This window comes from Nitrospira sp. CMX1, from assembly GCF_054902215.1.
In genome coordinates, this window is the sequence record NZ_JBUBKD010000025.1 from 5,535 (window position 1) to 30,674 (window position 25,140).

A 25,140-nucleotide genomic window follows, 5' to 3' on the forward strand; every position below is an offset into this window, starting at 1 on the left:
TGGGGAAGGCCTGGCATAAGCACAGTGTCATCGCTGATCTACCCTTCCGCCAGCAATAGACGCTTTGTTTACCTGTGTCGTCGCAACCCGCGTACAGCTTCGAATTCAGGTCGCCTTTCGTGCTCTCAATCCAGTAAGGTACGGCCTCGTTTTGAATAGACTGACCGCCGTTCTATGGGTCTTCAGATGTGTGGCGTCGGGCGTCAGACAGTCTATTACCTCGGGTTTTCTCGCTAGCTTGTGGAAGAGCTTGTTGGTGATCCCCTCCCGACTCCAGCACACCAATCGATTGTAGAGACTCTTATGCGGACCATAGGCCTTCGGCGCCTTCTTCCATTGAAGGCATGCCGGATTACTTAGAGGTTCCCACTAATCATCCGCCCGCGGAATGCCGTTTGAGACAGGAACATATGGTTTAATCCTTTTGACTGCTTCCCTCTCAACAGAAACACGTTACTCATGGCCACCTCCAGCCATGGCGAACGAGATCCTGGTTGCTGAAGAATCCAAGAAACCGGACGTGTCTTGAGCCTAGTTCCTCCCTAATTGACGCCATTGTGGCGTGGGTAGGCCGGAGCGCTGTGGGGAGAAATGGACAAAGATTTTTAGACTGTTGACCTCTATTACGAGGGCAGCATTAGGCATGTCAATGGGTGGGAAGATCGGAGCCCATGCGGTGGGAGAAATTGGGGCTTTTTGACCCTACTTTCTTTCATGTCTTCTCCCTCGAAAGGATGGCTATTGTGGCAGCTTCCGCATGATACACATGTCAAGGTGCCAGTGAATGGGACTCTCGAATAAACTGCCTCATCGTTGATGGAGGAAATAGCCATGCCGGACACGCTGCGGGACTTTTCAACTTATACCGCGGTCTCCCACCTTGATCCCACAATGCTGCACCAGGTTGTTCTGATGAAAAATCACGATGTGCAGTCCACCAACATGGACGATGAGACGGTACTCTTGGATCTCAGTACTGGCCGCTACTATACCCTTAACCGGTTAGGGAGCCTGATTTGGGACCTCTGTACCGGTAACCAGACTATCGGCGACATTCATACTGCCATCTGTGACCGTTTTGACGTCGTTCCTGAGCGAGCCCTTGACGACCTCGTCACCCTGGTCAATCAGCTGACTCAGGAGGGGCTACTTCAACAAGAAAGGAGGTGAAACGACATGACGAAAGAGATGTATGTGCAGCCGGCGGTTACTAAGCACGAGCTCTTGCGGGATATTACCGCTAAGAGGTCTGGTTCTGGTGGTGGGAGTCCTATCATCGGTGGTGCGCATTCTGGCTTCGGTGGCGGGCGTATAGCTCACCATTACAATCAGTTCGCCCATAGACCTCAATAGAGGCTATAGGGGTGGCGTTCATCCAGTTGTCCGATGGGCTGGTTGGTCTACGAATCAGCCAGCCCACCTTCTAATTCGTTTTGGGGAGAAGTAGTGGTGAGGAATAGATGACGATGAACATAGTTGAACGGCCTCTTACCGAGTCTCTTTTTTCACTACATGGTACACAGGTACGATATGTCACAGCGTCTTCTGTCCTTGCCGCCCCAGTGAATGAATTTCTGAGACATTTTCGGCAAGAGGCCCTTCATCCGTCCATTCCGCTTACCGTATGTTTCCAGGCCGTTAGATATCGAGCTGAGATCCCACTGACAGTCTCCTCTTCGGCACGTCAACTAGCTGTCAAAATGGGAGCAGCAGGTGAAGATGGCCAAGAGACTGATTTGCCGTATGAGGTGATTCGTGATGGTGAGCGGTTAATCGTCGACTTTGTCAATGTGGGAACCTTGGTAGTTGATAACGCACAGGGGAGAGTCGATGGCTATTTGATCAACCCTCAGATGATGCCGGACAGTTTGATCGAGTATTTGTTCCATCTCGCCTTGACGGAGCTCTTGCGACATCGTGGACTCTACACCATTCATGCTACGGCTCTGGAGAAGAATGGTAGAGGAGTCTTGATTCCTGGTAATAGTGGGCGTGGGAAGACAACATCGTTCATTTCATTGCTTCGGTCGGGCTACCGCTATCTTTCGGATGATCATCCCTTGCTTCGAGATGCCGGAACACATATCGATCTACTTCCTTTTCCGATCAAGATCAATGTGACCGAACAGACCGTGGGGTTTTTCCCGGAGCTGCGCACTGCACCGGCTCAGGTGCTTCAATCTCGGTTCCCAAAGCGAGCCTTTCATGCGAAGGATCTCTATCCCACTTCGATCGGGGAGTGTTGCCAACCAGCGCTCGTGCTGTTCCCTCACGTGATTGACGCATCTCACAGCCATCTAGAATTGCTTTCCAAGAGTCGCGCGTTAGAGATGCTCCTGCCCCAAGCTCTATTGGTTTATGACTCAGAGGTTGCGAAACGAGAGTTTCAGGTCTTGGCGAAACTTATCAAGCAGGTGGATTGTTATCGCTTGCACTTTGGTCGAGACATCCTGGAGCTTCCTCAACTCATCACACCATTGCTTTAGGAGGGGACGCGATGCCAAGCGACTCCAATACGAGGCAGATTCCGTTGGGCTTGGAAGCGGAACTGCTTGTCTGGTGCGCACGGATAGGAATGCCCCAAGATCTCACGGCGCGAATTCGTCGAAGAGTTCAGGAATCAGTCGACTGGCCGGCCCTCCTTGAGTTGGCCGAATACCATGGTGTGGAGCCATTATTGTATGCAAGTCTCTCCAAGGTCGCGTCTGATCTTGTCCCTGCCGAATTCTTAATCCGATTGCGGCAGAAGGTCCAAGTTGGGGGCCTGCTGAATCGGTATCTGGCACAGGAGCTTAGCAAGTTGTGCGACGAATTTGCCCTACGGGGAGTCCCCGTTATCCCGATCAAAGGAGCCACCCTCGCGACGGTGGCTTATGGTGATCTTAGTCTTCGTGACTTTACCGATCTTGATTTGCTTGTTCCAGAATCATCCGTTGGGGAGGCTCGGGCGTTTCTCACGAAGATTGGCTACGAGCGTAGAGATATGGTTGATGCGCAAAGTGCCGAACACGATGATGGTCCGCATCAGGTATTTGTAAAAAGACGAACGCTCTATCGGGTCGACCTTCAATGGGTGATGTCTCATCCTCATTTCACATTCAGATTAGATCGCCCAGAGTTCTGGGCTCGACGGGTTTCAGTAGCCTTTGAGAATCGGACGGTCCCTGGATTGGCACCGGAAGATTTACTTATCGTGCTCTGTGTACATGGGTCGAAACATGCATGGGAGCACCTGAAATGGGTCTGTGATGTGGCGGAACTCCTTCGCACTCATCCGAACCTGGACTGGACCTCTGTCCTGTCCAGTTCATCAGCATGGGGATGCCAGCGGTTGGTCATGATGGGTCTGTCGATTGCTCATCGACTCCTGGATGCCCCTCTTCCTGACGTGGTTCTGGCACGGATTCAAAGGGAGGTAGAGATAGAGGTCCTTTCACAGCGTATGCCAGCCACGTTACTGAAAGATGGTGGGGAAGGAGTTTGGGAAGAGCAGTCGGCTGCCCTCTACTTTTCGTTGAAAGATTCATGGTGGGAGCGCTGGTGCTTTGGTCTTCGACTGTGTCGGCTTCAGAGCCCTGTGGTCATGAATCCTCCGACTTGGTTTCGCTGGCGCAACTCCTTGTTACGTCTTGCACGTCTCATTCAACCGATGCATCGAAAGATGAAGCGGTTCCTTTCTCCAAGAATCCGAGGGACTCTCAATCGATGGGTGCCTCATAGTGCCTAGGTTTGTGAAGCAGAGATCTCTGTAAAAGTCATCTAGTTGCTTCCAGTGCTCCAGAGGATGATACGCCGGAGTTCGTTAGCACGTTGTGTAGTCATCGCTTAGGGTAGGGTCTGCTACACCGAAAATTGACACGATGGTACAGGTGGACAAATATCGCAGTGTGCTCCAGACCGGCCTGTTGGTTCTATGGGTTCGGCTTCTTTTGCGTCTGACAAGTTTGCCAGTCGTGCTCAATCAATTGAGTCGTGGTTCAAGGATGGGTAGTCCTGACGATGCCGAGATGAAGAAGATGGCGTACTACGTAGATCGGTGGCTCCGGCTATTCCCGTACAATCAAGAAGGGAATTGCTTCCCCCGATCCTTGGCGCTGTATCGGTTAGCTCGACGTCGGGGATTTCCGGTACGGTTTCATTGTGGAGTCAAAAAAGGTGTTTCTGGTCTGGAAGGCCATGCTTGGCTGACACTTGAATCAAAGACGGTTTATGAACCGGGCGCGTTCTGGCGAGATTTCACGGTCACTTTTTCCTATCCGCCTGACTCAGTCACACACTCGGAGGTCTTGGGTCTCGGAGTGCAAGCTTGCAACCGATGGGCTCATAAACAGGAGTGTTAGGGGGTATTGTCAATCATGACTACGATGCTGAATCGTATCGGGCCTTTCTTGCAGACGGTCGGGCGGGCACTATCGTTCGTGTGGCAGAGCAGTCCAAGTTTGGCTACCGCGAGTGTCGTGGTACGCGTCATTCAGGGGCTCCTTCCACTCGTGGCGTTGTATTTGACGAAGCTTTTGATCGATGCCGTGACTGAAGGACTGAAGACGACTTGGGATGATGCTTCGTTGACCCACATCCTTGCGATTCTCGGCGGTGTAACCGGTGTGGCGTTGATTAGTGCTCTCCTCACCGCTGTCGCTGGGCTGGTTTCAAAAATACAATCAGAAGTCGTCACTGATCATATGTACGCAATCCTTCAAACTAAGTCGGTTGAAGTCGACCTGGAGTATTATGAGAATGCACGCTATCAAGATACCTTACATCTGGCACAGCAAGAAGCGCCTTATCGACCGACCGCCATTCTCAATGCGCTACTCCAGATGGGGCAAAACACCATTTCCTTGCTTACAATGGCGGTCCTACTGTGGTGGATGCATTGGGGTGTGATCCCAATCCTGATCCTGACGGCCATTCCCTATTTCCTTGCTAAGCTAAGACAGTCCAATCAACTCTATGTGTGGGAACGAGAGCGGGCACCGCTTGACCGAAAGGCTTGGTACGTCAATATGCTGCTGACCCAAGCCGGTGCGGCAAAGGAGGTTCGGCTATTCGATCTCGGACGTCGCTTGCAGCAGTGGTTTGCTGACGCACGATTGGTATTGCGTCAAGAACGAATCGCGTTAGAACGACGATGGATGTTCTCAGGACTTGTCGCACAGATCATCGGTGTCGCCGGGGCTTTCGGGGTCTGTAGTGTGCTGGTCGTGAGAACCATTGACGGACTATTGACCATAGGTGACCTCGTCATCTGTCTCCAAGCCGTACAACGGGCTTCAGGATTCCTCGAAGGCCTTGGGCAGAGCGTGTCCAGCTTATATGAAAGCAATCTTTTTCTCGCCACGCTGGGCGAGTTTTTGGGGCTGCAATCGCGATTGAGAACGTCAGCATGTCCCAAAGCGTTTCCTCGCCCAATTACCGAAGGGGTGGTGTTCGAGCACGTGTCGTTCCAATACCCACATGAAGAACGCGTGGCGATTCGAGACTTCACCTTTTCGATCAAACCCGGCGAGCATGTCGCATTTGTTGGAGCGAATGGTGCGGGAAAGACGACACTGGTGAAGCTCTTATGTCGTCTGTACGATCCATCAGGAGGGCGTATCCTGATTGATGGAACGGATCTTTGTCACTATGATATCACTGATGTGCGAGGTGCGGTCAGCGGAATCTTTCAGGACTTTGTGAAGTTTCAGTTGTCCGCGAAAGACAATATCGCACTAGGTGTCAGGGCTTCTGGGGTTGACCCGTTCGCTATCGTTCAGGCAGCGAAACAGGCTGGAGTTCATGAAACCATTGAACGATTACCGAAGGGGTATGAGTCATTACTCGGCAAGCTCTTCGATGGGGGACATGAGCTGAGCATCGGTGAATGGCAAAAAGTAGCTCTCGCTAGGGCAATCCTGCGAGATTCACAAATTCTTATTCTCGATGAGCCCACCAGCGCGATGGATGCCAAAGCAGAAGCAGAACTGTTCGAACGGTTTCATGAACTTGCTCAGGGACGGACGGCGATCTTAATCAGCCATCGGTTGTCGACGGTCAAGATGGCGGACCGAATCTTCGTGGTAGATCATGGGCAAATTGTGGAACAAGGGACACATGACGAATTGATGGCACAGCAAGGCCTCTACAATAACCTCTTTCTCACTCAAGCTCAGCACTACCAGTACCAATGATATCGTACAGCCGATAACTCGGCACTAACGGCACAGTCATTTCATATTGCCAGACTTATTGATGCGTAGATTCGGTGGTAGCCCGATCGGCTCAAAATTCTTCAACAACGGAACATTATCTTTCTTCACCCACATGATGTCGTGATTATACGAATCGCGAGGGCCCGAGCCACCTGTGAAGGTCTTGCCGTCCGGTGTAAAGGTCCAGCACATATCTTCATCGGCCGTGTTGATGGTATCGCTGAGGTTCAATGGCTCCTGCCATTCACCCCGTGGGCTTTAGTAGGAGATCCACATATCATGGCCTCCTCAAGACCCCATGTCCGGGCGTGTACTAGTGATAATGAGGCTCTTCCCGTCCTTTGAGAGGCCAGTCCAGTGCATGTGGTCGCGGTAGGGTGAATTGATGCGTGGTCCTAAGCTCTCCGGTTTCTGCCAGATTCCGTCTTTCTTCTCGACTTTCCAGATGTCGCTGTCATGGGTGACTCCAGGCTGCTGATAGTTGAAGTAAATGAGGCCATCGGAAGCAATGATCGGACAGTGCTCTGGGTGACGCCCGCTTTAGTCAGCTTTGCATGTGGCATTACGGCTGTAGCTTATTCGGTTGCAGCCCCACAACAAGTGCGTCATGCATGTCTTGTGGTAGAGATATCACCCCTTTGACAACACCAGGTCCACCGTGTCGCCAGTGAACGGTGAAGGTTCGGGTTGGAGTCTCACTTGGCAACATATACTCAGCTATTTGGAACGCGGCTTCTGTCCCACCATCAACGAGCGTGAGGGAGGCGAGTAGCCTGATTACTGGCCCGAGTTCCTTGAGGGTGATGGTGACCATCCTGTTGAAACGACCATGAGTTGAAGCCACTTCTGCTCCCACCTCGGCTGGAGTGAGGTTGGGCAGGCGACGAAGGTCAGAGCTGGCGAAGCAACCAGAAGTTTGTAGAAACTCTTTTAGTCCAGCTTCGGCGGCAACCTCGCGCTTCGGCACATCTTTCTGAGCCGGGCGCCACTGGGGTGTCCAGAGAACGAGCGCTGAAGCTGCGTTGTCGCACACTGGAGTCTGAGGTGATGGTGAGATATCAACTTCCGTAGTCGCACAACCAACCAGTATAGCAGCGACAACCAATACAGCCAGTGAAGATACCAAGATTAATTGGCTGCGCATCGGTGACATCGAATGCTCTCTGCGAAGTGTGCGATCAGGAATGTGCTTTGCCAGTGTTGGTTCTCAGTAGGAGAGTGGGGAGACCATGGAGGTACGGTTGCGGTTAGCCGATGTCTTCGTCCGAGCTTTTCCGAAGCTTTCTGCGGATGTCAGCGAATGATTTTGTCAGAGAGCTGTCGGGGGAAGTTCGAGTAGCACGGTGCATGGACTTTTTAGTGGCACAAAACCGGCCCACGTCAATCCAGGCTTCGCATCCGATGCAGATCGGTTCTGTCAGGAGGTGACGATCGTTTGAATTGTTGAAGAGGAAAGTCATCTCATCCTTTACTGACTTGAAGAACCTTACCGTGTAGTTTCTTTTCTGCCCATTCCTCGCTCGTAGGTATGACCCCTTTGGGCTTCATCGAATGCATCCACCCCGGTGAGCTGTGCGTGGACTCTCGTCTCGTGAATGCCGGTCTAACTCTGGGCTTCAAAACTGTAACAGCAAGGACAATGCCACGTGCCGTGCTTTGTTTATCGGTCTGATTTTCAAAGGGAATGGTGACTTCCTGAAAATTCTTGATGCTGTGTCCCTGTATCCAGAAGGATGCAGATCTGTATCCTAACGTGCGTGGAGGAGGGGCGATGCAGGTAGCTGAAAGGATGGCAGGGAGCTAGATCTCTCCAGCATTCACTTGTCGAACGCGCTCGGCGGGGACGCTGAGAGCAGCCAAGAGGTAATCTTTCAATTCGTTGCTGTACGGTTGGACGGCAAGGGCCCGTTGCATACAAAGAAGCCAGGCATCACGCTCCTCATATCCGATTGGGAACCGTTTATGCGCTCCGGGAATGCTGATCGGCCCGTAGTGCTGCTGAAAAAGCCTTGGCCCCCCCAGCCAGCCACAGAGAAAGTACGTCAATTTCTTGCGTGATTCTGTGAGGTCAGGTGGGTGCATGTTCCGGATGCCTTTGGCTTCCGGCAAGCTATCCATGTTGGTGTAAAACTCATCGACCAGGCGAGTGATTCCGGCCAGCTCACCAGCTGCGTGATACGGAGTGCTGTGGACACTGTCTTCTCGTTCATTGATGGACATAGGTGTTCAGGCGTGTCGATGGAGAAGGCCGTTACTGCCTGGTGTAAAAAGGCAGAGAATGGATGGTTGCCGGGTGCTTGCTACCCCCGCACTCCACGCTGAGTTTTGTTCCTGCTGAGCTGAAGTCCCGCAGCGGAAATCCAAACGCGATGGTCTTGTTGACCTGAAGAGAATGGACGGCGCTGCTGACCCAGCCGACTTCACGATCGCCGCTGTAGAGTTTGGCTCCATGGGGAGGCATGACGGAATCATCCAAGACAAGCCCCACGAGTTTGCGGCGTACAGTGCCATAGGTATCCATGCGCGCGACAACTTCTTGCCCTGGATAGCACCCTTTGTTGAGGCTGAACGCTTTGTTTTCAAGGTTGGCCTCGGGCGGAACGATCTCCTCGTTCAGATCAGGTCCAGCCTTCGGGAGACCGGCTTCCATGCGCAAGGCTTCTCGAGCCTGGGTTCCGATGGCCCTGACTCCAAACTTGGCCCCGGCTTCCATGGCAGTGGTCCATGCGGTCACCAAGCTGTCAGCAGGAAGCAGTATTTCGATATCGATTTCTCCCGTTTCTTCGGTCCGTAGTACCAAGGCCTGATGTCCGCCGATTTGTGCTGTGACAAAATCGACTGGCTTCATGTCTATGACATCTACACCGAATGCGGACTGAATGACCTGAGCAGCTTTCGGCCCACTGATCAACAAGAGCCCCCACGTTTCGGCGCAGTCTTCCATCTTGGCCTTGGTACCGTAGAGCAGGAACTTGCGTAATGTTTGGAACGAGGTTTGACCGATTTCTCCGACATCCTCCAGCATCACGGCGTCTGCCTGTATGTAGAGGCGGAAGTACGTCAGCATCTTGCCTTTGTGGGTCAACAAGCTGGAGTAGCGGCCTTGTCCTGGGTGTAGAGGAAGAATGTCGTTACTGATAATGCTCTGGAGCCACTTCACCCGATCCTCACCTATGACACGGAGCTTGCCACGATGAGAGAGGTCGGCTATCCCCACTGCGTGGCGGACGGCACGATGTTCTGCAGCTACGTCCCCATAGTGTACGGGCATCTCCCAGCCAGTGACCTCTTCAAAGGTCGCACCAAGTTGGGTGTGTTGTTGGTGAAGGCGTGAGTATTTCATATTCAGTCTGAAGCTCTAAAAGTCGTCAAGTCAAAGGTAGCAGACTTCAAAGACTTTCCGACGCGATGATATGGTTGTTCATGACTTCTTTTACCAGTTCTCTTGTCCGAGCAGAAAACTCATTGCGGGAGACGATCTTCGTCACACCGAGCGCCTTAGCACGGTGCCAGGTTTCGACTTCTTCGTGATTGGCAAATGCCAGTGTTGGAATGCCTGTGAGCCGTGGATCCGCCTTGAGCTGTTCTAATGCGAGAAAGGCATTGAGGGTCAAGTCGTTCATATTGAAGATGATGGCACCAGGGCTCAACGCAAGGGCCTTATCGATAATGTCCTGTTGCGCACGAGCTTTTTCAAGCTGATAGTCCGGTTGGCGCAACGCGCCCCGGACTTTGGTATAGAAGAAGAGATCAGTTACGGCGACAAGAATGGTGCTCTGGTTTGCTTGGCTCATGTGGTGTATCTGGTATTTTGCTGGATTGGCTCTCAATAATAAGAAACAAGACGAACGATAAGGACCACACGCTCCGTCAATTAAGTGAACTCACCAATCGTCCAAGTGCCTTTCTGGCAAGTGCATAATCAGGGTCCAAGGTGAGTGCTGCCTTATACGAATCGATGGCTTCTGTCCAGTTCCCTTTTCGCTCGTACACGCGGCCAAGATTGAGGTGGGGATAGGCAGGGCTCTCGTAACGTTTGGCCTGCATCGCTTTTTGAAACCAGGAGATCGCCTCGTCGAATTCTCCCTTCTCAATCAGGTACGCGCCGATATCATTGTAAGGGTTGCCGAATTCGGGATCCTGCACGATGGCCTTGTGGCACTCCTCAATGGCATCATCGAGTCGCCCCATGAAGCTATAGGTCCACCCCAGGAATGTATAGGCTTCAGCGGTTGGATGGGTTGCAATTGACTGCTTGTACAGGTTGACCGCTTCTTCGAGTTCACCCTTCATTTGTCGCGCGAAGGCTTGTTGAAACAGCTCCCACGCCTGGCGCTTGTCTTCTTCGTGTCCTTCACCTTGGACAAGAAAATCTTGGATATTCATAAGAATTAGTTGGGCATCGTCAGCTGTTCAGCTTCTATCCGGAGCTGACAGTTGAAGGCTATTCGTTCTTCAGTTTTTTCTTAATCAACTCTGCCCCATACCGGCCTGACAGCAACATCGAGCCGAAGGCTGGCCCCATTCGTGGTGTGCCATAGACGGCTGCAACGGCCAATCCGATGACAAAGCAATTCGGATAGACCTCTCCGGTGCGATCCATCACCTCTTCCTCAGAGCGCGAGACCCACATGGCCCCATTGCCTGGTACCGTCTTGTACAAGTTCCGTTTATGCAGGAGCTCAACCAGGACGGCATCGTGGCCGGTGGCATCCACGACGATTGTACTCTCAAGGGCGATGGGGTCGACATGGATCCTGTCATGCCCAGCCATCTCGGCGGTCGTGTTATTCACCACAACACCTTCCAAGGAGGCATCCTGTCGAAGGATCAAGTCCACCACTCGCGTAAGGTTCATGATCCTGGCCCCAGCCTGGTAGGCGGCAGTAATGAGCGCACCGGTGGCATGGGGTGGATCAACCATGTACATGCCCGCACACTCGGTGATTTTCTTGCACGGCACGCCGATTTCTTCGAGAATCTCATTCGCAGGCTCACAAATCGTGGCCTTGTTCATGAGGTACCCACCGGACCAGAATCCGCCTCCAAGTGCCAGACTTTGTTCGATGAGAAGGGTACGAAACCCCATCGCAGCTAAGTCGTGCGCGCAAATCAGCCCTGATGGTCCGGCGCCCACAATGATGACGTCACTCTCGATCAGTTGATCGAATTCTTTGTAGTATTCCCGGGCAATTTGCCGGGTAATGTCTCGCTCTCGTAATGGAGCGGGTTTTGGCTTGGCCATACAGCTCTCCTAGCGATAAATTTCAGAACCGGTTTTTTTGAACTCTTCGGATTTTTCTTTCATGCCGATCTGAATCGCTTGGTGCGCATCGACCTTGAGCTGCGCGGCATAATCACGGACATCTTGCGTGATCTTCATGGAGCAGAAGTGAGGCCCGCACATGGAGCAGAAATGCGAAACCTTGGCGGCGTTGTCCGGAAGTGTTTCGTCGTGGAACTGTTGCGAGGTTTCCGGATCAAGCGACAGGTGAAACTGGTCTTCCCAGCGGAATTCGAATCGGGCCTTCGACAGGGCGTTATCTCGCGCTTGGGCACCGGGATGGCCCTTGGCGAGGTCGGCGGCATGGGCGGCAATTTTGTAGGTGATGACGCCGGTTTTCACGTCTTCGCGAGTCGGCAAGCCCAGATGCTCCTTGGGCGTGACGTAGCACAGCATGGCGCACCCGTACCACCCGATCATGGCGGCACCGATGCCGGACGTAATGTGGTCATAACCGGGGGCAATATCGGTCGTGAGGGGGCCTAGGGTGTAGAAAGGGGCTTCATGGCAGGCCTCGAGTTGCTTTTCCATATTTGCCTGGATCATATGCATCGGAACATGACCTGGCCCTTCGATCATGACCTGGACATCATGGTGCCAGGCGATCTTCGTCAGCTCACCCAGGGTCTCCAGCTCGGCAAACTGGGCCTCGTCGTTGGCATCCGCGATGGACCCAGGTCGGAGTCCGTCGCCAAGGCTAAAGGCGACGTCGTACGCTTTCATGATTTCACAGATTTCCTCAAAGTGCGTGTAGGCAAAGTTTTCTTGATGGTGAGCCAGACACCATTTCGCATGGATGGAGCCGCCGCGTGACACAATTCCAGTCATGCGTGTGGCGGTCATCGGCACATAGGCGAGGCGGACGCCGGCGTGAATCGTGAAATAATCGACGCCCTGCTCAGCCTGTTCGATCAGGGTATCGCGGAAAATCTCCCAGGTCAGGTCTTCTGCCTTGCCGTTGACCTTTTCAAGCGCCTGATAGATCGGCACGGTGCCGATCGGGACCGGGGAGTTGCGGATGATCCATTCGCGGGTTTCATGGATGTTTTTGCCGGTCGACAAGTCCATGACCGTATCGGCTCCCCAGCGGGTGGACCAGATCATCTTTTCGACTTCTTCTTCGATCGAAGAGGCGACGGCGGAATTGCCGATGTTGGAATTGATCTTGACCAGAAAGTTCCGGCCGATGATCATCGGCTCGCTCTCCGGATGGTTGATGTTTGAGGGGATGATGGCTCGACCACGTGCGACCTCATCGCGAACGAACTCCGGTGTGATGGTCCGAGGAATACTGGCGCCCCAGGCGAACCCCGGGTGCTGCTTTACGCCACCATGATGTCCATTCTGTTCGCCGAGCTGTGCAGACCGTTCCCGGGATTGATTTTCACGGATCGCGATAAATTCCATCTCCGGGGTGATGATGCCCTTTCGCGCATAATGCAGCTGGGTTACGTTTCTCCCCGGTTGTGCTCGTAGCGGTTTGCGGATGTGTTGAAACCGAAGTTCAGCCAACTTCGGATCGTTCGCCCGCAAACGGCCGTACGCCGACGTCACCGTTGGGAGCTCTTCAACGTCCTGTCGATTGAGTACCCAGGGGCGTCGCAACGGAGCGAGGCCCTTGCGGACATCGATCGTCACAGCGGGATCGGTGTAAGGACCTGAGGTATCGTACACGATCACAGCCGTGTTCTGAGAGCTGGTCCCGTTAATCCCCTTTGTAGGAGTCAGACTGATTTCTCGCATTGGGACGTGGACCCCTGGCTGAGCCCCGGGGACATGGATTTTCTGTGACGCAGGGAAAGGGGTGGTGGAGAGGGGAGAGGATGGGATTCCAGCACCGTTTCCATTCGCCGCCCCTTGCATATGTGTGTGGATGCTCATGATGAGATCCTTTCATCTGTTTGTCTGTGTTACGGTAGAGGCGAGGGCCGCAATCGGTCACCCACAATAAAAAAGCCGCTTCCCCAAACTGGAGAACGCGGCTGATTCCTCACAAGGCCCGCTCAAATCGGCTTCCCTACGCTGGTATTACCCAGGTCAGGTTGTGAGGGTCGTCCGATCGTTCGGACTCTCAGCCTCATGGCTCCCCTAGCTATGAATGAATAATCGTAGTACTCCAACCCACCGAAGTCAATCGGCTATTAGGCCCATAGCGAATCTTCTCCTTTTGGGGTGAGGAGAATAGGACTTTTCCGCAAGGGAGGATTCGTTGAATGTAGAAGGGGCCTATCGTAGAATCAATCTCCTGACTTGGGAGGACGTATTGTGACAGCTACCGCGACATTACCAAAACCCATCACCGAGTACCAGGCGTTGTCGGCAGACGAATTGTTTCGCCGAACGGTCTCAGCTAAGCGAGTCCTTGGTGAGCGGGTCATGATACTCGGCCATAACTACCAGCGTGATGAAGTCATTCAACATGCCGACTTTCGCGGAGATTCGCTGTTGTTGGCCAAGCTCGCCGCGGAGCGTTCCGAACGACCCTACATTGTGTTTTGCGGTGTGCACTTCATGGCTGAGACAGCGGATATCCTCAGTCGTTCTCAGCAGACGGTGATCCTGCCCGATATGGCTGCGGGTTGTTCCATGGCCGATATGGCTGCGATTGAGCAAGTCGATCAATGTTGGGAAGCGTTGGATCGTGTGGTCCCTGCTGATGAGACCGTGATGCCTGCGGTGTATGTGAATTCAGCGGCAGTGCTCAAGGCGTTTTGTGGTGAGCATGGGGGTATTACGTGCACGTCATCTAATGCCAAAGCCGTGATCGAGTGGTGTTGGGCTAGACGAGAAAAGATCCTGTTCTTTCCCGATGAGCATTTGGGCCGTAATACGGCGAACAAGATGGGGATTCCCCGTGAACAGATGATTGTCTGGGACCCCTATCAACCCAACGGTGGGAATAATAAGGAGGCTATTCGGCGGGCCAAGCTGATCCTCTGGAAAGGTCACTGCAGTGTTCACCAAATGTTTCAGCCGGTGCACGTGGATCATTTCCGCAAGCAGTATCCGGATGGCAAGGTCATCGTGCATCCGGAATGCCATGAGGATGTGGTGAACAAGGCTGACCTGATCGGCTCAACCGAGTTCATTATTCGGACCGTCACGGCTGCACCGGCCGGGACGACCTGGGCCGTCGGCACCGAATTGAATCTCGTCAATCGTTTGAAGCACGAGTTGGGAGACAAGAAGGTGTTCTTCCTCTCCTCCACGGTTTGTCAGTGCGCGACGATGTTTCGAATCGATGCGGCCCATCTCTGCTGGGCGATGGAGAATCTGGCTAACGGGCATGTCGTCAATCGGATTGTGGTACCCGAGGATGACAAGCACTGGGCGAAGGTCGCACTTGACCGCATGATGGCCGTCAGCTAGCGGACTCGTGAAAAACGCATTCAGTTGCGTGCTCGCGTCGCTCAAACCCTCAACGTACCCGGACCTGTACGCTTCGGGCTTTCGCTCGCTGCGGCCTTGCTGAACGACGTTATTGACGAGTCCGCGAGAAGGGCAAGGACTAGTACCTCGCCAGCCATTCCTGTATAGTCCCCTCGATTCGGTATGATTATGATGTAAGTACTCGGATTGTATTGTCCATGGATTACAAATTGACACTCAATCTTCCCAAAACTGACTTTCCAATGAAGGCCAATTTGCCCCAGCGGGAGCCGGAGATGCTGGCCTGGTGGGAGCAGGAGAAGCTCTATGACCAGATCCAGGCGATGGGGCAGGGTCGGCCTCGATACGTGCTGCATGATGGTCCTCCCTATGCTAATGGCCGTATCCATATCGGGCATGCCTTGAACAAGGTGCTGAAGGACATCATCGTGAAGTCGAAAACGATGGCGGGGTTCCAGGCACCGTATGTGCCGGGATGGGACTGCCATGGCCTTCCGATCGAGCATCAAGTCATGAAGGAACTCGGCGAGAAGAAAAAAGACTTGAACGTGTCGGCAATTCGTAAGCTCTGTCGCGCCTATGCCGAGAAGTATGTCGACCTTCAGCGGGAGGAATTCAAGCGGCTCGGTGTCCTGGGAGAGTGGGATCATCCGTATCTGACGATGACGCCAGGGTATGAGGCGACGATTATCAGGGAGTTCGGGAAGTTCGTCGAGCGGGGAGGTGTGTACAAGGGGCTCAAACCCGTCCTCTGGTGCACGCAAGATCAAACGGCGCTGGCGGAAGCAGAAGTCGAATACGACGACCATGTCTCGCCGTCGGTCTATGTCAAATTTCCCGTCGTGACCACACCGGATGTCTTGGGGAAGACGTTCCCAGGGGTTGTCTTTCCAGACGATGTCAAACTGGTTTCTGTAGTTATCTGGACCACCACGCCCTGGACATTGCCGGCTAATCAAGCCGTCTGTCTGCATCGAGATTTCGACTACGCCTTTGTGCAGGTCGGTAATGAGCTGCTGATTGTCGCGGAGAAACTGTTGGAAACTGTGGCGAAAGCCTGTGGGATCACAGACTATCGCGTCGTCGGGGTCAAAAGAGGAGGAGAAGGCTTTGAGGGGTTAGAAACCCAGCGCCCGCTTTCCACCGGACTGTCGCCGATCCTCCTTGGGGATTTTGTCACGCTCGACCAAGGGACCGGCTGTGTGCATATCGCGCCTGGCCACGGCATGGAAGACTACATCCTGGTGCTTGATCACAATGCCAAGGCGTCACCAGGTGAAAGGCTCGAGATTGTGGCGCCGGTGGATAACGGCGGGCGGTTCACCGACATGGTGAAGGAATTCTCCGGACAACATGTATTTAAGGCGAACCCAAAGATTGTGGATTATCTTCAAGCCAACGGACGCCTGCTCGGCCATGGTTCATTGAGCCATTCGTATCCTCATTGCTGGCGTTGTAAGAGCCCCGTGATCTTCCGCGCCACGGAGCAGTGGTTTGTGTCCATGGAGATGAATGACTTACGAAAAGCGGCTCTTGCGGAGATCGAGCAGGTTCGGTGGATTCCAAGCTATGGCCGCGATCGGATTTTCGGCATGATCGAGAACCGGCCGGATTGGTGTCTTTCGCGTCAACGTGTGTGGGGTGTGCCGATTCCCGGGTTTACCTGCAACGGCTGTCGGCATGTTCTGGCTGATCCGGTTGTGATCGAGCACATTGCGATCTTGATGGAGTCGAAGGGGGCGGATGTATGGTTTGAGCGACCCGCTTCCGAGCTTTTGCCTGCCGAGACCACCTGTCCGAAATGCGGAGGGGCGACCTTCGAGAAGGAACGAGACATTCTCGATGTGTGGTTCGAGTCTGGGGTGAGTTACGCGGCTGTGACGAAGCCGAAGCAGTGGTGGCCTACCGATCTGTACCTGGAAGGGTCCGACCAGCATCGTGGGTGGTTTCATAGCGCGCTGCTGGCTGGAGTGACCACGGATCATCGGGCACCCTACAAAGCCGTCTTGACCCATGGGTTTGTGGTGGACGGGCAGGGGAAGAAGATGTCCAAGTCGGCGGGGAATGTGGTGGCGCCACAAGACGTCATCAAGCAGTCAGGCGCAGAAATCCTACGGCTTTGGGTGTCGGCGCAGGATTATCGCGAAGACCTCCGCATCTCACAAGAGATTCTGAATCATCTTATCGAGGCCTATCGGAAGATCCGCAACACGTCCCGATTCTTACTGAGCAATCTGTACGATTTCAATCCAGATGGTCACCGTGTCCCGTATGCGCAATTGCCTGAATTGGACCGATGGGCCTTGTTGCGTCTTGGTGAGCTCACCACAAAAGTGCGTCAGGCCTATGAGGACTTTGAGTTTCACACGATCTTTCACGCACTCAATAATTTCTGCTCGGTTGACCTCAGCGCCGTGTATCTCGACATCCTGAAAGATCGGCTGTATACCTTTCGAGCCGATTCGCCTGAACGCCGAGGGTCTCAGACGGTGTTGTTCGACATCCTCATCGCCCTGACAAAGCTTATGGCGCCGGTCCTGAGCTTTACTGCCGATGAGATCTGGCGGATGCTGCCGGAAGCGGGGCGTAGGGGAGTGGTCAGTGTGCAATTGGCTCCATTCCCTGAAGTTGAACCTCTCTGGAAAGACAATGAGTTGGCCACCCGGTGGGAGAAGCTACTGAGCTATCGAACTCGCGTACAAGGGGTGCTAGAAGAACGCCGACGAGACAAAGTGATCGGATCGTCTTTGGAAGCCCATGTGCAGCTTGATGCTGCCTCAGAGACGTACGAGTTTTTGAAAGCGTATGAGAGAGACCTGAGTACGATTTTCATTGTCTCGCAGGTATCACTGAAGAGGACGGACGGCGCTCAAACAGATCTCCAGATCGTGGTCACGAAATCTCAGGCGGGCAAGTGCGAACGTTGCTGGAATTACCGAGAAGCCGTTGGAAAGGATGTCGCCCATCCGACCCTCTGTGACCGATGTGTGGAGGCAGTTCGTTGAGCCTATCGATGATGCGTAATATGTTGCTGGCGTCGGTGACCGGGGGTATTATCCTCCTGGATCAGCTGACCAAGCAGCAGATCATGCAGACAATGCGGCTCCATGAGTCGATTCCCGTCATTCCTAACCTCTTCAGCCTGACCTATATCCGAAACCCTGGGGCGGCCTTTGGGATCTTAGCAGGCAGCAGCAATGCGTTCCGCATGGTCTTCTTCGGGCTGACATCGATCTTTGCTCTTGGCCTGCTGGGGACAATCCTGTTGCGGATGCCTGAGGAGGATTGGATGGGACGGATCAGTGTTGCCGGGATACTCGGTGGGGCGATCGGGAACTTGATCGATCGGCTTCGGTTCGGTGAGGTGATTGATTTCTTGGATGTCTACGTGGAGAGCTACCACTGGCCGGCGTTCAACGTCGCGGATTCAGCCATCACCGTCGGGGTGATCGCTCTCATCATCCACTTTGCATTCGAAAAACGGACCGAACCGCCTGAGGCATCGGAGACTTCGTCGGTCTCTTAAGGTCAGAACAGCCTCACGTGCTGAGTTCTGAGCATGAAGTTACACTCAAAACTCAGCACTCAAAATCGGGCACTCGCAATCAGGCCGGCATCCGGACGATAAACCCGCCTTTTTCTTTCGCTTGTTGTTGCTGCTCTGCCGAGAACATGAACAGCGGTTCGCTGTGACAGAACTGGCATTCCTTGGTCGTGATCGTCGCATCGGGTTCCCCGATGCCGACCAGGTATTCCTTCGCGAGTTTGAGTGCGGTGGCTTCATCCGTCGTCATGACATCGAAGTGGATGCGGCCGCTCTTGCCGTGAACCCAGGTATCGTAAACGTGAATCGTATCCGAAGACATGCCCAACTCCTTTCAGCGGACAACCAACATGACCACAATCCCGAGAATAATACGATAGTAGGCAAAGACGCGCAAGGTATGCCGCTGGACATAGGTCAAAAACACGGCGATGACCGCCCATGCGACCAAGAAGGAGACCACCATGCCGAGCCCAAGAGCCAGAAAGTCTTGATCGGTGAACGCTCCGCGTGCCTTCCACGTCTCATACAGCGTGGCGGCGATGATCGTCGGGAGCGCGAGAAAAAATGAATACTCTGTCGCCACCTTACGATCCAGTCCCGCAAGCAACCCACCGATGATCGTGGAACCGGAGCGCGACATGCCGGGAATCAGGGAGGCGCATTGTGCCAGCCCAATCCAGAAGGCATCCCGTGGTGAGACCTGGTCGAGGCTCTTGGTGGCAGCGGTGCGCGTACGTGCCTCCACAAGGAGGATGATGATGCCACCCAAGATCGATGTGGACGCCACCGTCAGGGGAGTAAAGAGATAGGATTTGATCCATCCATGAGCCAACAGGCCAAGAATGGCGGCGGGTAAGAACGCAATCCCTAGCCCGAGGATGAACCATAGATTAGGATGGTGTTGTATGGAGACCGTGAGACGGCTCGACCACGTCATGGAAGGCGAGTTGCCGAGAGACGACCAGAGCGTCTGACGTTCCCGCCAGGCCCCGGACAGCAGTCGACCGATCTTTTCCCGCTCAAAGACGATGACCGCGAGGATAGCGCCCAATTGGATGGAGATTTCAGCGTTGGCAGCCACATCGCCGGTGAATCCCAATGCGTGGCCGACCAAAATCAGATGACCGGTGGACGAGACTGGTAAGAATTCCGTCAGTCCTTCGACGACTCCAAGAATCACGGCGAGAACCGGGCCCCATTCGTTCATGCGTACACCACCTAGGATTGAAGGACATAGAGGTGTGACCCTCCCTGGCTGGCTTTGATAAGATGTGAGGGATCATCACAGAGCCGTGGTGATCCGTCAAGCGCTAGATGGAGGATGATGTGTGGCGTGCCCAAAGGGGGGAAGCGTTCGTGCAATAGTAAATATATTGACAATGCCTGGATGTTGGCATACACACAATGCATGGTACGGGTTCAATACAAAGACACGTGGTGGGATTTGATGGAGGGAGGATCGCATGAGACGTGAGTGGACGGTGGTAGTGCTGGTCGGAGCAGTATTGGCCACGGGATGCGTATCCAACAAGAAGTACCAAGCGGCGTTAACCGAAGCGGATAATGCCAAAATGGAGCTGGAGAAGGCGCGGCAACAGAAAAGCGCCATGGAGCAACAGGTCCGAACGCTCAAAGAGCTGAACGTGAAGTTCGGCAATGAGGCGCAGACCGTTCGTGATGAACTCCAACGCATTGAACATGGGCGCGACGCGGAACGAGGGGCGATCGAAGGCCGCACGAAAGAACTTGAAGAGAAAGTGAAAGCACTCACGGCGCAGAACAGGAACGTGAAACAGGAGTATCAGGATGTCAAGCGTAATAATGATACGCTGAAGTCGTTGGTAGCGCGGTATCAGAAAGAGCTGAAAGATCGCTCCCATGCTGGCCAGGCGGCGGCTGCCACAGTGACCCCCAATCAGCTTGCTTCCGGAACTACTCAGGCAACTCCGGCAGCGTCGGCGGCGATGAATATCAATAAAGTGTCAGCGAACGACATGGTGCTCTTCCTTGGTCTGAAACAGGATGAGGCCGAGCGCATCGTGAGCAATCGCCCCTATCGTGTGAAGGGCGAGTTGGTCGCAAAGAATGTCGTGCCCAAAGAAACCTTCGATCTGATCAAAGATCGAATCTCAGTCACGCCGTAGATCAGACCTCGATCAGTTTCCCGTAATACCACAGGCCGTTCTCTGTAAGAGGAGAACGGCCCGTTTTGTTTGCGACTCACCATCCCGATCGTCCTCACGAGTTTGCACGACCGACGCGAACGGGTCGTTTCTGTTCGTAAGCTCAGCCCGTCGTGCCCTGTTCGTCTTGGTTCGTGAGGTTCCTCGTGCGGGGGAAAGTCGGTATTGCGTGACCCAGAGATGACACATGATAGAACGGTCGAATTGGACGCGTTATTCCAAACGGCTGAGCCCCCAGCTGTAGCTGATTGTCTATCGGCTCACGGAGATTACGGACCATTGAGAGATGTATTGCGCGACCGTCAGTCGCCGGTTCAAGCGGGCGGAGCAGGCGACTGTATGAGTACAAAGCCTAATACTAATTATGCTTCTCTTACGCCTTGATCTGGTCCACACGGATCTGTATAACTAAGATAGATTTTGTCTTAGTTATATGGCGCTTTACGCTTCCAGGGTTGAATATGGGCTGCATTGCCTTCTTTATCTCGTCGGCCCTTCAGGCCCGATAAAAGCAAACGTGGCGGACCTGGCGAAGTTGCAAGGCATCTCGCCAACTTTTGTCGCCAAATTGTTCACTAAAATGAAAAAGGGCGGCTTGGTCACCGCGAGCGAAGGAGCAGGCGGCGGGTACATACTGGCCCGTCCACCAGCAGAGATCACAGTCTGGGATGCGGTCGTGGCCTTGGAGGGTAGCAAGGGGCTTTTTAAATGTACGGAAGTTCGCCTGAACTGCGCCTTGTTCGGTGCGTCACCTCCTGCGTGGGCAAAGAAGGGTGTCTGTAGCATTCATGCAGTGATGCAAGAGGCAGAACGCCGGATGCAACAAACGCTTGATGCGTATACGCTTGCGGACTTGGCCCAACAAGTCGAGCGAAAGGCGCCGAAGGAGTTTCTGAACGAGGTCAATACCTGGTTCGAACGGCCCAAGATCCGCCCTGGTGAACATCTCCACCGTAAGAAGAGGTGAGATCCAGCTGATCGCGCAGTTGTCAAATCTGACGTCTCTTGGATCAGCCCACGTAGGAGCCGTTTTCAAGAGACAGATACATAATCTTGACGTGCGCATAGAAAGGACTCAACGATGAAGAACCTGCTGTTGACCTGCTGTTTTGTGAGCCTCATGTCCAGCCCACTTTGGGCACAGCAAGCTGAAGTCACGCCGCTACTCTCGAAAGATCTTGCCGATATACCCGGCAAGGAAGGACTGATGATCACAGTCAATTTTCCTCCTGGTTCAACCGACTCAGTGCACCGACACAATGCGCATGCATTCATCTATGTGCTGGAAGGCTCCATCATCATGCAGGTAGAGGGTGGTAAACCTGTCACCTTGACGGCAGGACAAACCTTCTACGAAGGACCGAACGATGTGCATACGGTTGGCAAAAATGCAAGCAATACCAAGCCGGCAAAGTTTCTAGTGATCTTCCTCAAGGACAAGCAGGCACCAGTCCTGGTGCCGGTCAAGTAGTTGGCTGCTAGGGAGAATGTTTTTGTCACGCGAGGAGGAGTGCCAGTTGGAAAACCTCGTCTTTCAGTCACGAGCGCAAGGACAAAGCCCATATGAAGATTGTAGTCATTGGCGGCAGCGGGCAGATCGGCGCGCGGCTGGTCAGACAGCTTAATCAACGGGGACATCAAGGCATACCAGCATCACCCACATCGGGTATCGACACGCTCACGGGCGCTGGGCTGGCAGCAGTGTTGGAGGACGCTCAGGTCGTTATTGACGTTACGAATCCGACGTCCTTCGAATCCGGCACGGTGATGCATTTTTTTGACACATCGACACGAAATCTCCTGTCTGCTGAAGCAGAGGCAAAGGTGGAGCACCACGTTGTGCTGTCGGTCGTCGGGGCAGATCGTATGGCGGACGTCGGCTATATGTGCGCGAAAGTGGCTCAAGAGCAATTAGTCCAGCGGGGACAGATACCCTATACAATAGTTCGAGCTACACAATTTTTTGAATTCATCAGGACGATCACCGACTTAGGCACTAAAGGCGCAACGGTTCGACTCCCTCCAGCGCTGATGCAGCCGATTGCTGCGGATGACGTCGTCGCTTTTCTGGTGGAAGTGACCGAACGCGCGCCGAGCAACAGTACGATCGATCTGGCAGGACCTGATCGAATCCGTATGGACGAAATCGCACGCCGTCTTTTGAATGTCAACCAAGACCCTCGCGAGGTCCTGTCCGATCATCAGGCGCTCTATTTCGGCGGGAGGCTAGACGACCGATCGTTGGTGCCTGCCGGTCGCCATTGCGTCGGCATGACTCATTTCCAAGACTGGCTCAGAATCCAACCACCGCCACCTCCTTATGCCCACCTAAGCAGGACATAGAAAGAAATACGGATCCGATTGAGGTGCGAAGATTAAAAAAGAGGTCGGATAGAAAAGGGGGATAGGCTACTTTTATGTGGGGAAGCCCATGGACGACTCCGCGCTCTGCTGGTGGATTCTCGTCAGAGCCGGGTAGAGCGGAGAACGTCTCGTTCATTTTGTGATCCACCATCTCCTCGGGTTGCTCAACCTTCCTCATGGCTGTGAGGGAGAAATTTGTACAACGATCTCCGACAGGGAAGGGTCTTGGTTGACGATGTAGTGGATCGGTGACGGGAAACCGGAGGTTTCGTCGGTCATCACCGATTCACGTAGGTAATGTCGAGTGGAATCATCGAGCAGCGTGCTATCGAAGGTCGCCGAAGGGACCCTGTCCGTACGAGAGAATCGAATGACGAGCATGTCAGGCGTCGACGGGACGGAAATGGTCAGGGGGGTATGGGCCGTGAGTTTGGAGGAGGGCTGTTCGGCCTCTGAGATTGGGAACAGGAGTTGGGGATTTGAGGAGCCATCGTGCTTCCATAGTTGCAGATAGCCATCTTGATTGGACTCAATGGTGAGCTTCAGGGATACGACCTGGGGTGCCGTCTCTATGGCACTGTCCTGATAGCGTTCGGGCTGTTCTTTGTGGCTGACACTATACCGAATACCTGCTGGTTGATGGGGGGTAGGGCGCTTGCTCTTGGTCATCGCCAATGATTGGGGTGTGAGTTCTGACTGATTTAGAGACTGAGCAGATTCGCTCCCAGCCTTCTCACGGCGTCGAGTATCTCCTGCCATCGACCTATCTTGGCCCTGCGGTCCTGCTCCATAGAAGAGGGAACGAGCACTCAGCGTTGAGCTGGTTTGGCCGGACGTTGCTGCTGCCGGAATCTTTGTCGGTGCAGTCGGTGCAGGTAGAGAAGCAGCAGTGGGGGGCGTGCTCGCAGGTTGTTGATCAGTCGAGGCTGAAGTTTGTTCTTCCGGCCCGGCGAGCTTATCCGACGTTGATTCGTCCGGTCTTTGCAGCTCAGACGCCTCATGCTGTTGGAGGGGACTCTTGCTCGATGAAGCTCCAGCACGTCGTTCCTCTAGTTTACCTAGTGCGGAGGACTTTTGTTTCGCTGTCTTATTGTAGGGCGCTTCTTTTCTGATCGAAGCTGCTTGTTCCACGTTGTCTTGTGCGTTCAGTTGAGGCTTATTGATCGTCGGTGCCGTGGGTTGGGTAGCGGAAGGTACGGAAGCGGGAGGAGCCGCAGTCATCACCTCTTCAGTAGCGAGGGATCGGCCGGCTTCTTTCACACTGTCCTCGTAGATTCTTGTGCCAAGGATAACCGCAAGGACGACTGTGGCGAGGCCCCCGGCCCAAGCAAGTACGGCTGGCCGACGGAACCAATCGGACCATGATGCAGTCTCAACGGCGCTTGCTGTCTGAGTCGCTTGTAAGGCCTGCAACAGTCTCCGGCGCACCACAGGATCAGTGAGTAATTCTTTCAGTGATTGCTCATCAGCAAGTGCAGTGAACAATTGTTGATCAGTAAGCGCTGTCCTGTAGAGCTGTTGTTTCTCCTCAGCTGTCAGCGTATCCGCCGCAAATCCTCCGAGAAGTTTTTCTAGATCGTATTCCGACATTGTTATAGGACCATGAAGTCTGACGAGTTGTTTGCACTCAGCACTACTAGAGTCATTCCCAACTGCCTCCCATAAGCCCAAGGAGGTGCTTCCTACATCGCAGATCCCAGGTATAAATCGTATTGATGGAGGATTGGCCCATCAATTGCTGAATCTCTGGAAAACTCTTTCCTTCTAACTTCCATGTGAACAAGTCTCGGCAGCGTTCCCCCAATTGTGTGATGGCAGTTAATAGTCGATCAACGCGTTGCTTCTGATCGAGTTGAACCATAGGATCGTCCCTGGTATCGGCTAGCGGGAAATCCTCGACCGACTCCTGATGATACTCACCTCGCCGCAAGGCCTTGCGATGGGCATCCAGCATCTTGTACCGCAACACCTGAAAGGCCAAGGGGACGAGCTCGGTCAATTCAGTCACTCGTGAATACTTGTCGTGCAGGACAGCTAAGACGTCCTGTGTCAGGTCTTCAGCATGATCCCTCGATAGACGTGATGTCGCAAACGCGAGAATCCTTTCGCGAAGGGCGGTCAGTGTCTGGTCACGGTCCATCAATGGTCAGCGATCGAAGCGGTTGTCGAATCAGATAC

25 protein-coding genes and 1 riboswitch are annotated in these 25,140 nt (G+C 53.7%); of the genes, 13 read left to right on the plus strand and 12 right to left on the minus strand.

Annotation, left to right across the window (positions count from 1 at the left end):
• Nucleotides 1-831: 831 nt before the first annotated feature.
• The 6 genes from ACYX34_RS07350 to ACYX34_RS07375 all read left to right on the plus strand — a co-directional run bounded on the left by ACYX34_RS07350 (nt 832) and on the right by ACYX34_RS07375 (nt 6,173).
• Nucleotides 832-1,170 carry a PqqD family protein gene (locus tag ACYX34_RS07350; RefSeq protein WP_462075905.1) on the plus strand — a complete coding sequence of 113 codons (339 nt, stop codon included), beginning with the start codon at nt 832-834 and terminating at the stop codon, nt 1,168-1,170.
• Between the two features lie 6 nt (nt 1,171-1,176).
• Nucleotides 1,177-1,353 (plus strand): hypothetical protein, encoded by a 177-nt coding sequence (locus tag ACYX34_RS07355; protein WP_462075906.1) that lies wholly within the window; start codon nt 1,177-1,179, stop codon nt 1,351-1,353.
• Nucleotides 1,354-1,700: 347 nt separating this feature from the next.
• Entirely contained in the window at nt 1,701-2,486 is a 786-nt protein-coding gene (locus ACYX34_RS07360) for a hypothetical protein (protein WP_462075907.1), read from the plus strand.
• Nucleotides 2,487-2,497: 11 nt separating this feature from the next.
• Nucleotides 2,498-3,727, plus strand: a complete 1,230-nt coding sequence (locus tag ACYX34_RS07365; protein ID WP_462075908.1) for a nucleotidyltransferase domain-containing protein — start codon at nt 2,498-2,500, stop codon at nt 3,725-3,727.
• 133 nt (nt 3,728-3,860) lie between these two features.
• A complete protein-coding gene (locus ACYX34_RS07370) occupies nt 3,861-4,340 on the plus strand; it encodes a lasso peptide biosynthesis B2 protein (protein WP_462075909.1) in 480 nt (159 codons plus the stop codon).
• Between the two features lie 15 nt (nt 4,341-4,355).
• A complete protein-coding gene (locus ACYX34_RS07375) occupies nt 4,356-6,173 on the plus strand; it encodes an ABC transporter ATP-binding protein (RefSeq protein WP_462075910.1) in 1,818 nt (605 codons plus the stop codon).
• A 36-nt stretch (nt 6,174-6,209) separates the two neighbouring features.
• Here the strand turns inward: ACYX34_RS07375 and ACYX34_RS07380 are convergent, their stop codons facing one another.
• The 8 genes from ACYX34_RS07380 to thiC form a co-directional block, all read right to left on the minus strand.
• Nucleotides 6,210-6,425, minus strand: a complete 216-nt coding sequence (locus tag ACYX34_RS07380) for a hypothetical protein (protein WP_462075911.1) — start codon at nt 6,423-6,425, stop codon at nt 6,210-6,212.
• A gap of 331 nt (nt 6,426-6,756) precedes the next feature.
• Nucleotides 6,757-7,347 (minus strand): hypothetical protein, encoded by a 591-nt coding sequence (locus ACYX34_RS07385; protein ID WP_462075912.1) that lies wholly within the window; start codon nt 7,345-7,347, stop codon nt 6,757-6,759.
• A gap of 647 nt (nt 7,348-7,994) precedes the next feature.
• Entirely contained in the window at nt 7,995-8,414 is a 420-nt protein-coding gene (locus ACYX34_RS07390) for a group II truncated hemoglobin (protein ID WP_462075913.1), read from the minus strand.
• A 31-nt stretch (nt 8,415-8,445) separates the two neighbouring features.
• Nucleotides 8,446-9,537: a CAF17-like 4Fe-4S cluster assembly/insertion protein YgfZ gene (gene ygfZ, locus ACYX34_RS07395; RefSeq protein ID WP_462075914.1), complete on the minus strand. Its 1,092-nt coding sequence runs from the start codon at nt 9,535-9,537 to the stop codon at nt 8,446-8,448.
• A gap of 46 nt (nt 9,538-9,583) precedes the next feature.
• A complete protein-coding gene (locus tag ACYX34_RS07400; RefSeq protein ID WP_462075915.1) occupies nt 9,584-9,988 on the minus strand; it encodes a response regulator in 405 nt (134 codons plus the stop codon).
• Nucleotides 9,989-10,064: 76 nt separating this feature from the next.
• Nucleotides 10,065-10,580: a tetratricopeptide repeat protein gene (locus ACYX34_RS07405; RefSeq protein ID WP_462075916.1), complete on the minus strand. Its 516-nt coding sequence runs from the start codon at nt 10,578-10,580 to the stop codon at nt 10,065-10,067.
• A gap of 58 nt (nt 10,581-10,638) precedes the next feature.
• Nucleotides 10,639-11,439, minus strand: coding sequence for a sulfide-dependent adenosine diphosphate thiazole synthase (locus ACYX34_RS07410; RefSeq protein WP_462075917.1), 801 nt, complete (start codon nt 11,437-11,439; stop codon nt 10,639-10,641).
• Between the two features lie 9 nt (nt 11,440-11,448).
• The gene (thiC, locus tag ACYX34_RS07415) at nt 11,449-13,341 is read right to left on the minus strand and encodes a phosphomethylpyrimidine synthase ThiC (protein WP_462075929.1); all 1,893 of its coding nucleotides are present in this window, start codon (nt 13,339-13,341) and stop codon (nt 11,449-11,451) included.
• Nucleotides 13,342-13,475: 134 nt separating this feature from the next.
• Nucleotides 13,476-13,578: riboswitch (TPP riboswitch) on the minus strand.
• Nucleotides 13,579-13,743: 165 nt separating this feature from the next.
• On the opposite strand from thiC, the gene nadA reads away from it, so the two are divergent.
• The 3 genes from nadA to lspA all read left to right on the plus strand — a co-directional run bounded on the left by nadA (nt 13,744) and on the right by lspA (nt 18,394).
• Nucleotides 13,744-14,847 carry a quinolinate synthase NadA gene (gene nadA, locus ACYX34_RS07420; protein WP_462075918.1) on the plus strand — a complete coding sequence of 368 codons (1,104 nt, stop codon included), beginning with the start codon at nt 13,744-13,746 and terminating at the stop codon, nt 14,845-14,847.
• A 218-nt stretch (nt 14,848-15,065) separates the two neighbouring features.
• Nucleotides 15,066-17,873 (plus strand): isoleucine--tRNA ligase, encoded by a 2,808-nt coding sequence (gene ileS, locus ACYX34_RS07425; RefSeq protein WP_462075919.1) that lies wholly within the window; start codon nt 15,066-15,068, stop codon nt 17,871-17,873.
• Between the two features lie 8 nt (nt 17,874-17,881).
• Nucleotides 17,882-18,394: a signal peptidase II gene (gene lspA, locus ACYX34_RS07430; RefSeq protein WP_462075920.1), complete on the plus strand. Its 513-nt coding sequence runs from the start codon at nt 17,882-17,884 to the stop codon at nt 18,392-18,394.
• 79 nt (nt 18,395-18,473) lie between these two features.
• On the opposite strand, the gene ACYX34_RS07435 is transcribed toward lspA, so the two are convergent.
• On the minus strand, nt 18,474-18,734 hold the full coding sequence (locus ACYX34_RS07435) for a DUF2024 family protein (RefSeq protein WP_462075921.1): 261 nt from the start codon (nt 18,732-18,734) through the stop codon (nt 18,474-18,476).
• A 12-nt stretch (nt 18,735-18,746) separates the two neighbouring features.
• Nucleotides 18,747-19,622: an undecaprenyl-diphosphate phosphatase gene (locus ACYX34_RS07440; RefSeq protein WP_462075922.1), complete on the minus strand. Its 876-nt coding sequence runs from the start codon at nt 19,620-19,622 to the stop codon at nt 18,747-18,749.
• Between the two features lie 256 nt (nt 19,623-19,878).
• Between ACYX34_RS07440 and ACYX34_RS07445 the strand changes: the two genes are divergently transcribed.
• From ACYX34_RS07445 to ACYX34_RS07460, 4 genes are all read left to right on the plus strand, one after another.
• A complete protein-coding gene (locus tag ACYX34_RS07445) occupies nt 19,879-20,559 on the plus strand; it encodes a hypothetical protein (RefSeq protein WP_462075923.1) in 681 nt (226 codons plus the stop codon).
• A 472-nt stretch (nt 20,560-21,031) separates the two neighbouring features.
• Nucleotides 21,032-21,565 carry an RrF2 family transcriptional regulator gene (locus ACYX34_RS07450; protein ID WP_462075924.1) on the plus strand — a complete coding sequence of 178 codons (534 nt, stop codon included), beginning with the start codon at nt 21,032-21,034 and terminating at the stop codon, nt 21,563-21,565.
• Between the two features lie 153 nt (nt 21,566-21,718).
• Nucleotides 21,719-22,069 carry a cupin domain-containing protein gene (locus ACYX34_RS07455; RefSeq protein WP_462075930.1) on the plus strand — a complete coding sequence of 117 codons (351 nt, stop codon included), beginning with the start codon at nt 21,719-21,721 and terminating at the stop codon, nt 22,067-22,069.
• 92 nt (nt 22,070-22,161) lie between these two features.
• On the plus strand, nt 22,162-22,941 hold the full coding sequence (locus ACYX34_RS07460) for an SDR family oxidoreductase (RefSeq protein ID WP_462075925.1): 780 nt from the start codon (nt 22,162-22,164) through the stop codon (nt 22,939-22,941).
• Nucleotides 22,942-23,136: 195 nt separating this feature from the next.
• Here ACYX34_RS07460 and ACYX34_RS07465 read toward each other — a convergent pair whose 3' ends face one another.
• Nucleotides 23,137-24,552: a hypothetical protein gene (locus ACYX34_RS07465; protein WP_462075926.1), complete on the minus strand. Its 1,416-nt coding sequence runs from the start codon at nt 24,550-24,552 to the stop codon at nt 23,137-23,139.
• Nucleotides 24,553-24,604: 52 nt separating this feature from the next.
• On the minus strand, nt 24,605-25,102 hold the full coding sequence (locus ACYX34_RS07470) for an RNA polymerase sigma factor (RefSeq protein ID WP_462075927.1): 498 nt from the start codon (nt 25,100-25,102) through the stop codon (nt 24,605-24,607).
• Nucleotides 25,103-25,140 lie beyond the last annotated feature (38 nt).

Excerpts from the sequence above, each read along its gene's own strand:
- ACYX34_RS07350 (WP_462075905.1), top strand. The coding sequence starts at position 832 with ATGCCGGACACGCTGCGGGACTTTTCAACTTATACCGCGGTCTCCCAC.
- ACYX34_RS07355 (WP_462075906.1), top strand. The coding sequence starts at position 1,177 with ATGACGAAAGAGATGTATGTGCAGCCGGCGGTTACTAAGCACGAGCTC.
- ACYX34_RS07360 (WP_462075907.1), top strand. The coding sequence starts at position 1,701 with ATGGGAGCAGCAGGTGAAGATGGCCAAGAGACTGATTTGCCGTATGAG.
- ACYX34_RS07365 (WP_462075908.1), top strand. The coding sequence starts at position 2,498 with ATGCCAAGCGACTCCAATACGAGGCAGATTCCGTTGGGCTTGGAAGCG.
- ACYX34_RS07370 (WP_462075909.1), top strand. The coding sequence starts at position 3,861 with ATGGTACAGGTGGACAAATATCGCAGTGTGCTCCAGACCGGCCTGTTG.
- ACYX34_RS07375 (WP_462075910.1), top strand. The coding sequence starts at position 4,356 with ATGACTACGATGCTGAATCGTATCGGGCCTTTCTTGCAGACGGTCGGG.
- ACYX34_RS07385 (WP_462075912.1), bottom strand. The coding sequence starts at position 7,347 with ATGTCACCGATGCGCAGCCAATTAATCTTGGTATCTTCACTGGCTGTA.
- ACYX34_RS07390 (WP_462075913.1), bottom strand. The coding sequence starts at position 8,414 with ATGTCCATCAATGAACGAGAAGACAGTGTCCACAGCACTCCGTATCAC.
- ygfZ (WP_462075914.1), bottom strand. The coding sequence starts at position 9,537 with ATGAAATACTCACGCCTTCACCAACAACACACCCAACTTGGTGCGACC.
- ACYX34_RS07400 (WP_462075915.1), bottom strand. The coding sequence starts at position 9,988 with ATGAGCCAAGCAAACCAGAGCACCATTCTTGTCGCCGTAACTGATCTC.
- ACYX34_RS07405 (WP_462075916.1), bottom strand. The coding sequence starts at position 10,580 with ATGAATATCCAAGATTTTCTTGTCCAAGGTGAAGGACACGAAGAAGAC.
- ACYX34_RS07410 (WP_462075917.1), bottom strand. The coding sequence starts at position 11,439 with ATGGCCAAGCCAAAACCCGCTCCATTACGAGAGCGAGACATTACCCGG.
- thiC (WP_462075929.1), bottom strand. The coding sequence starts at position 13,341 with ATGCAAGGGGCGGCGAATGGAAACGGTGCTGGAATCCCATCCTCTCCC.
- ileS (WP_462075919.1), top strand. The coding sequence starts at position 15,066 with ATGGATTACAAATTGACACTCAATCTTCCCAAAACTGACTTTCCAATG.
- lspA (WP_462075920.1), top strand. The coding sequence starts at position 17,882 with ATGATGCGTAATATGTTGCTGGCGTCGGTGACCGGGGGTATTATCCTC.
- ACYX34_RS07435 (WP_462075921.1), bottom strand. The coding sequence starts at position 18,734 with ATGTCTTCGGATACGATTCACGTTTACGATACCTGGGTTCACGGCAAG.
- ACYX34_RS07440 (WP_462075922.1), bottom strand. The coding sequence starts at position 19,622 with ATGAACGAATGGGGCCCGGTTCTCGCCGTGATTCTTGGAGTCGTCGAA.
- ACYX34_RS07445 (WP_462075923.1), top strand. The coding sequence starts at position 19,879 with ATGAGACGTGAGTGGACGGTGGTAGTGCTGGTCGGAGCAGTATTGGCC.
- ACYX34_RS07450 (WP_462075924.1), top strand. The coding sequence starts at position 21,032 with ATGGCGCTTTACGCTTCCAGGGTTGAATATGGGCTGCATTGCCTTCTT.
- ACYX34_RS07455 (WP_462075930.1), top strand. The coding sequence starts at position 21,719 with ATGTCCAGCCCACTTTGGGCACAGCAAGCTGAAGTCACGCCGCTACTC.
- ACYX34_RS07460 (WP_462075925.1), top strand. The coding sequence starts at position 22,162 with ATGAAGATTGTAGTCATTGGCGGCAGCGGGCAGATCGGCGCGCGGCTG.
- ACYX34_RS07465 (WP_462075926.1), bottom strand. The coding sequence starts at position 24,552 with ATGTCGGAATACGATCTAGAAAAACTTCTCGGAGGATTTGCGGCGGAT.
- ACYX34_RS07470 (WP_462075927.1), bottom strand. The coding sequence starts at position 25,102 with ATGGACCGTGACCAGACACTGACCGCCCTTCGCGAAAGGATTCTCGCG.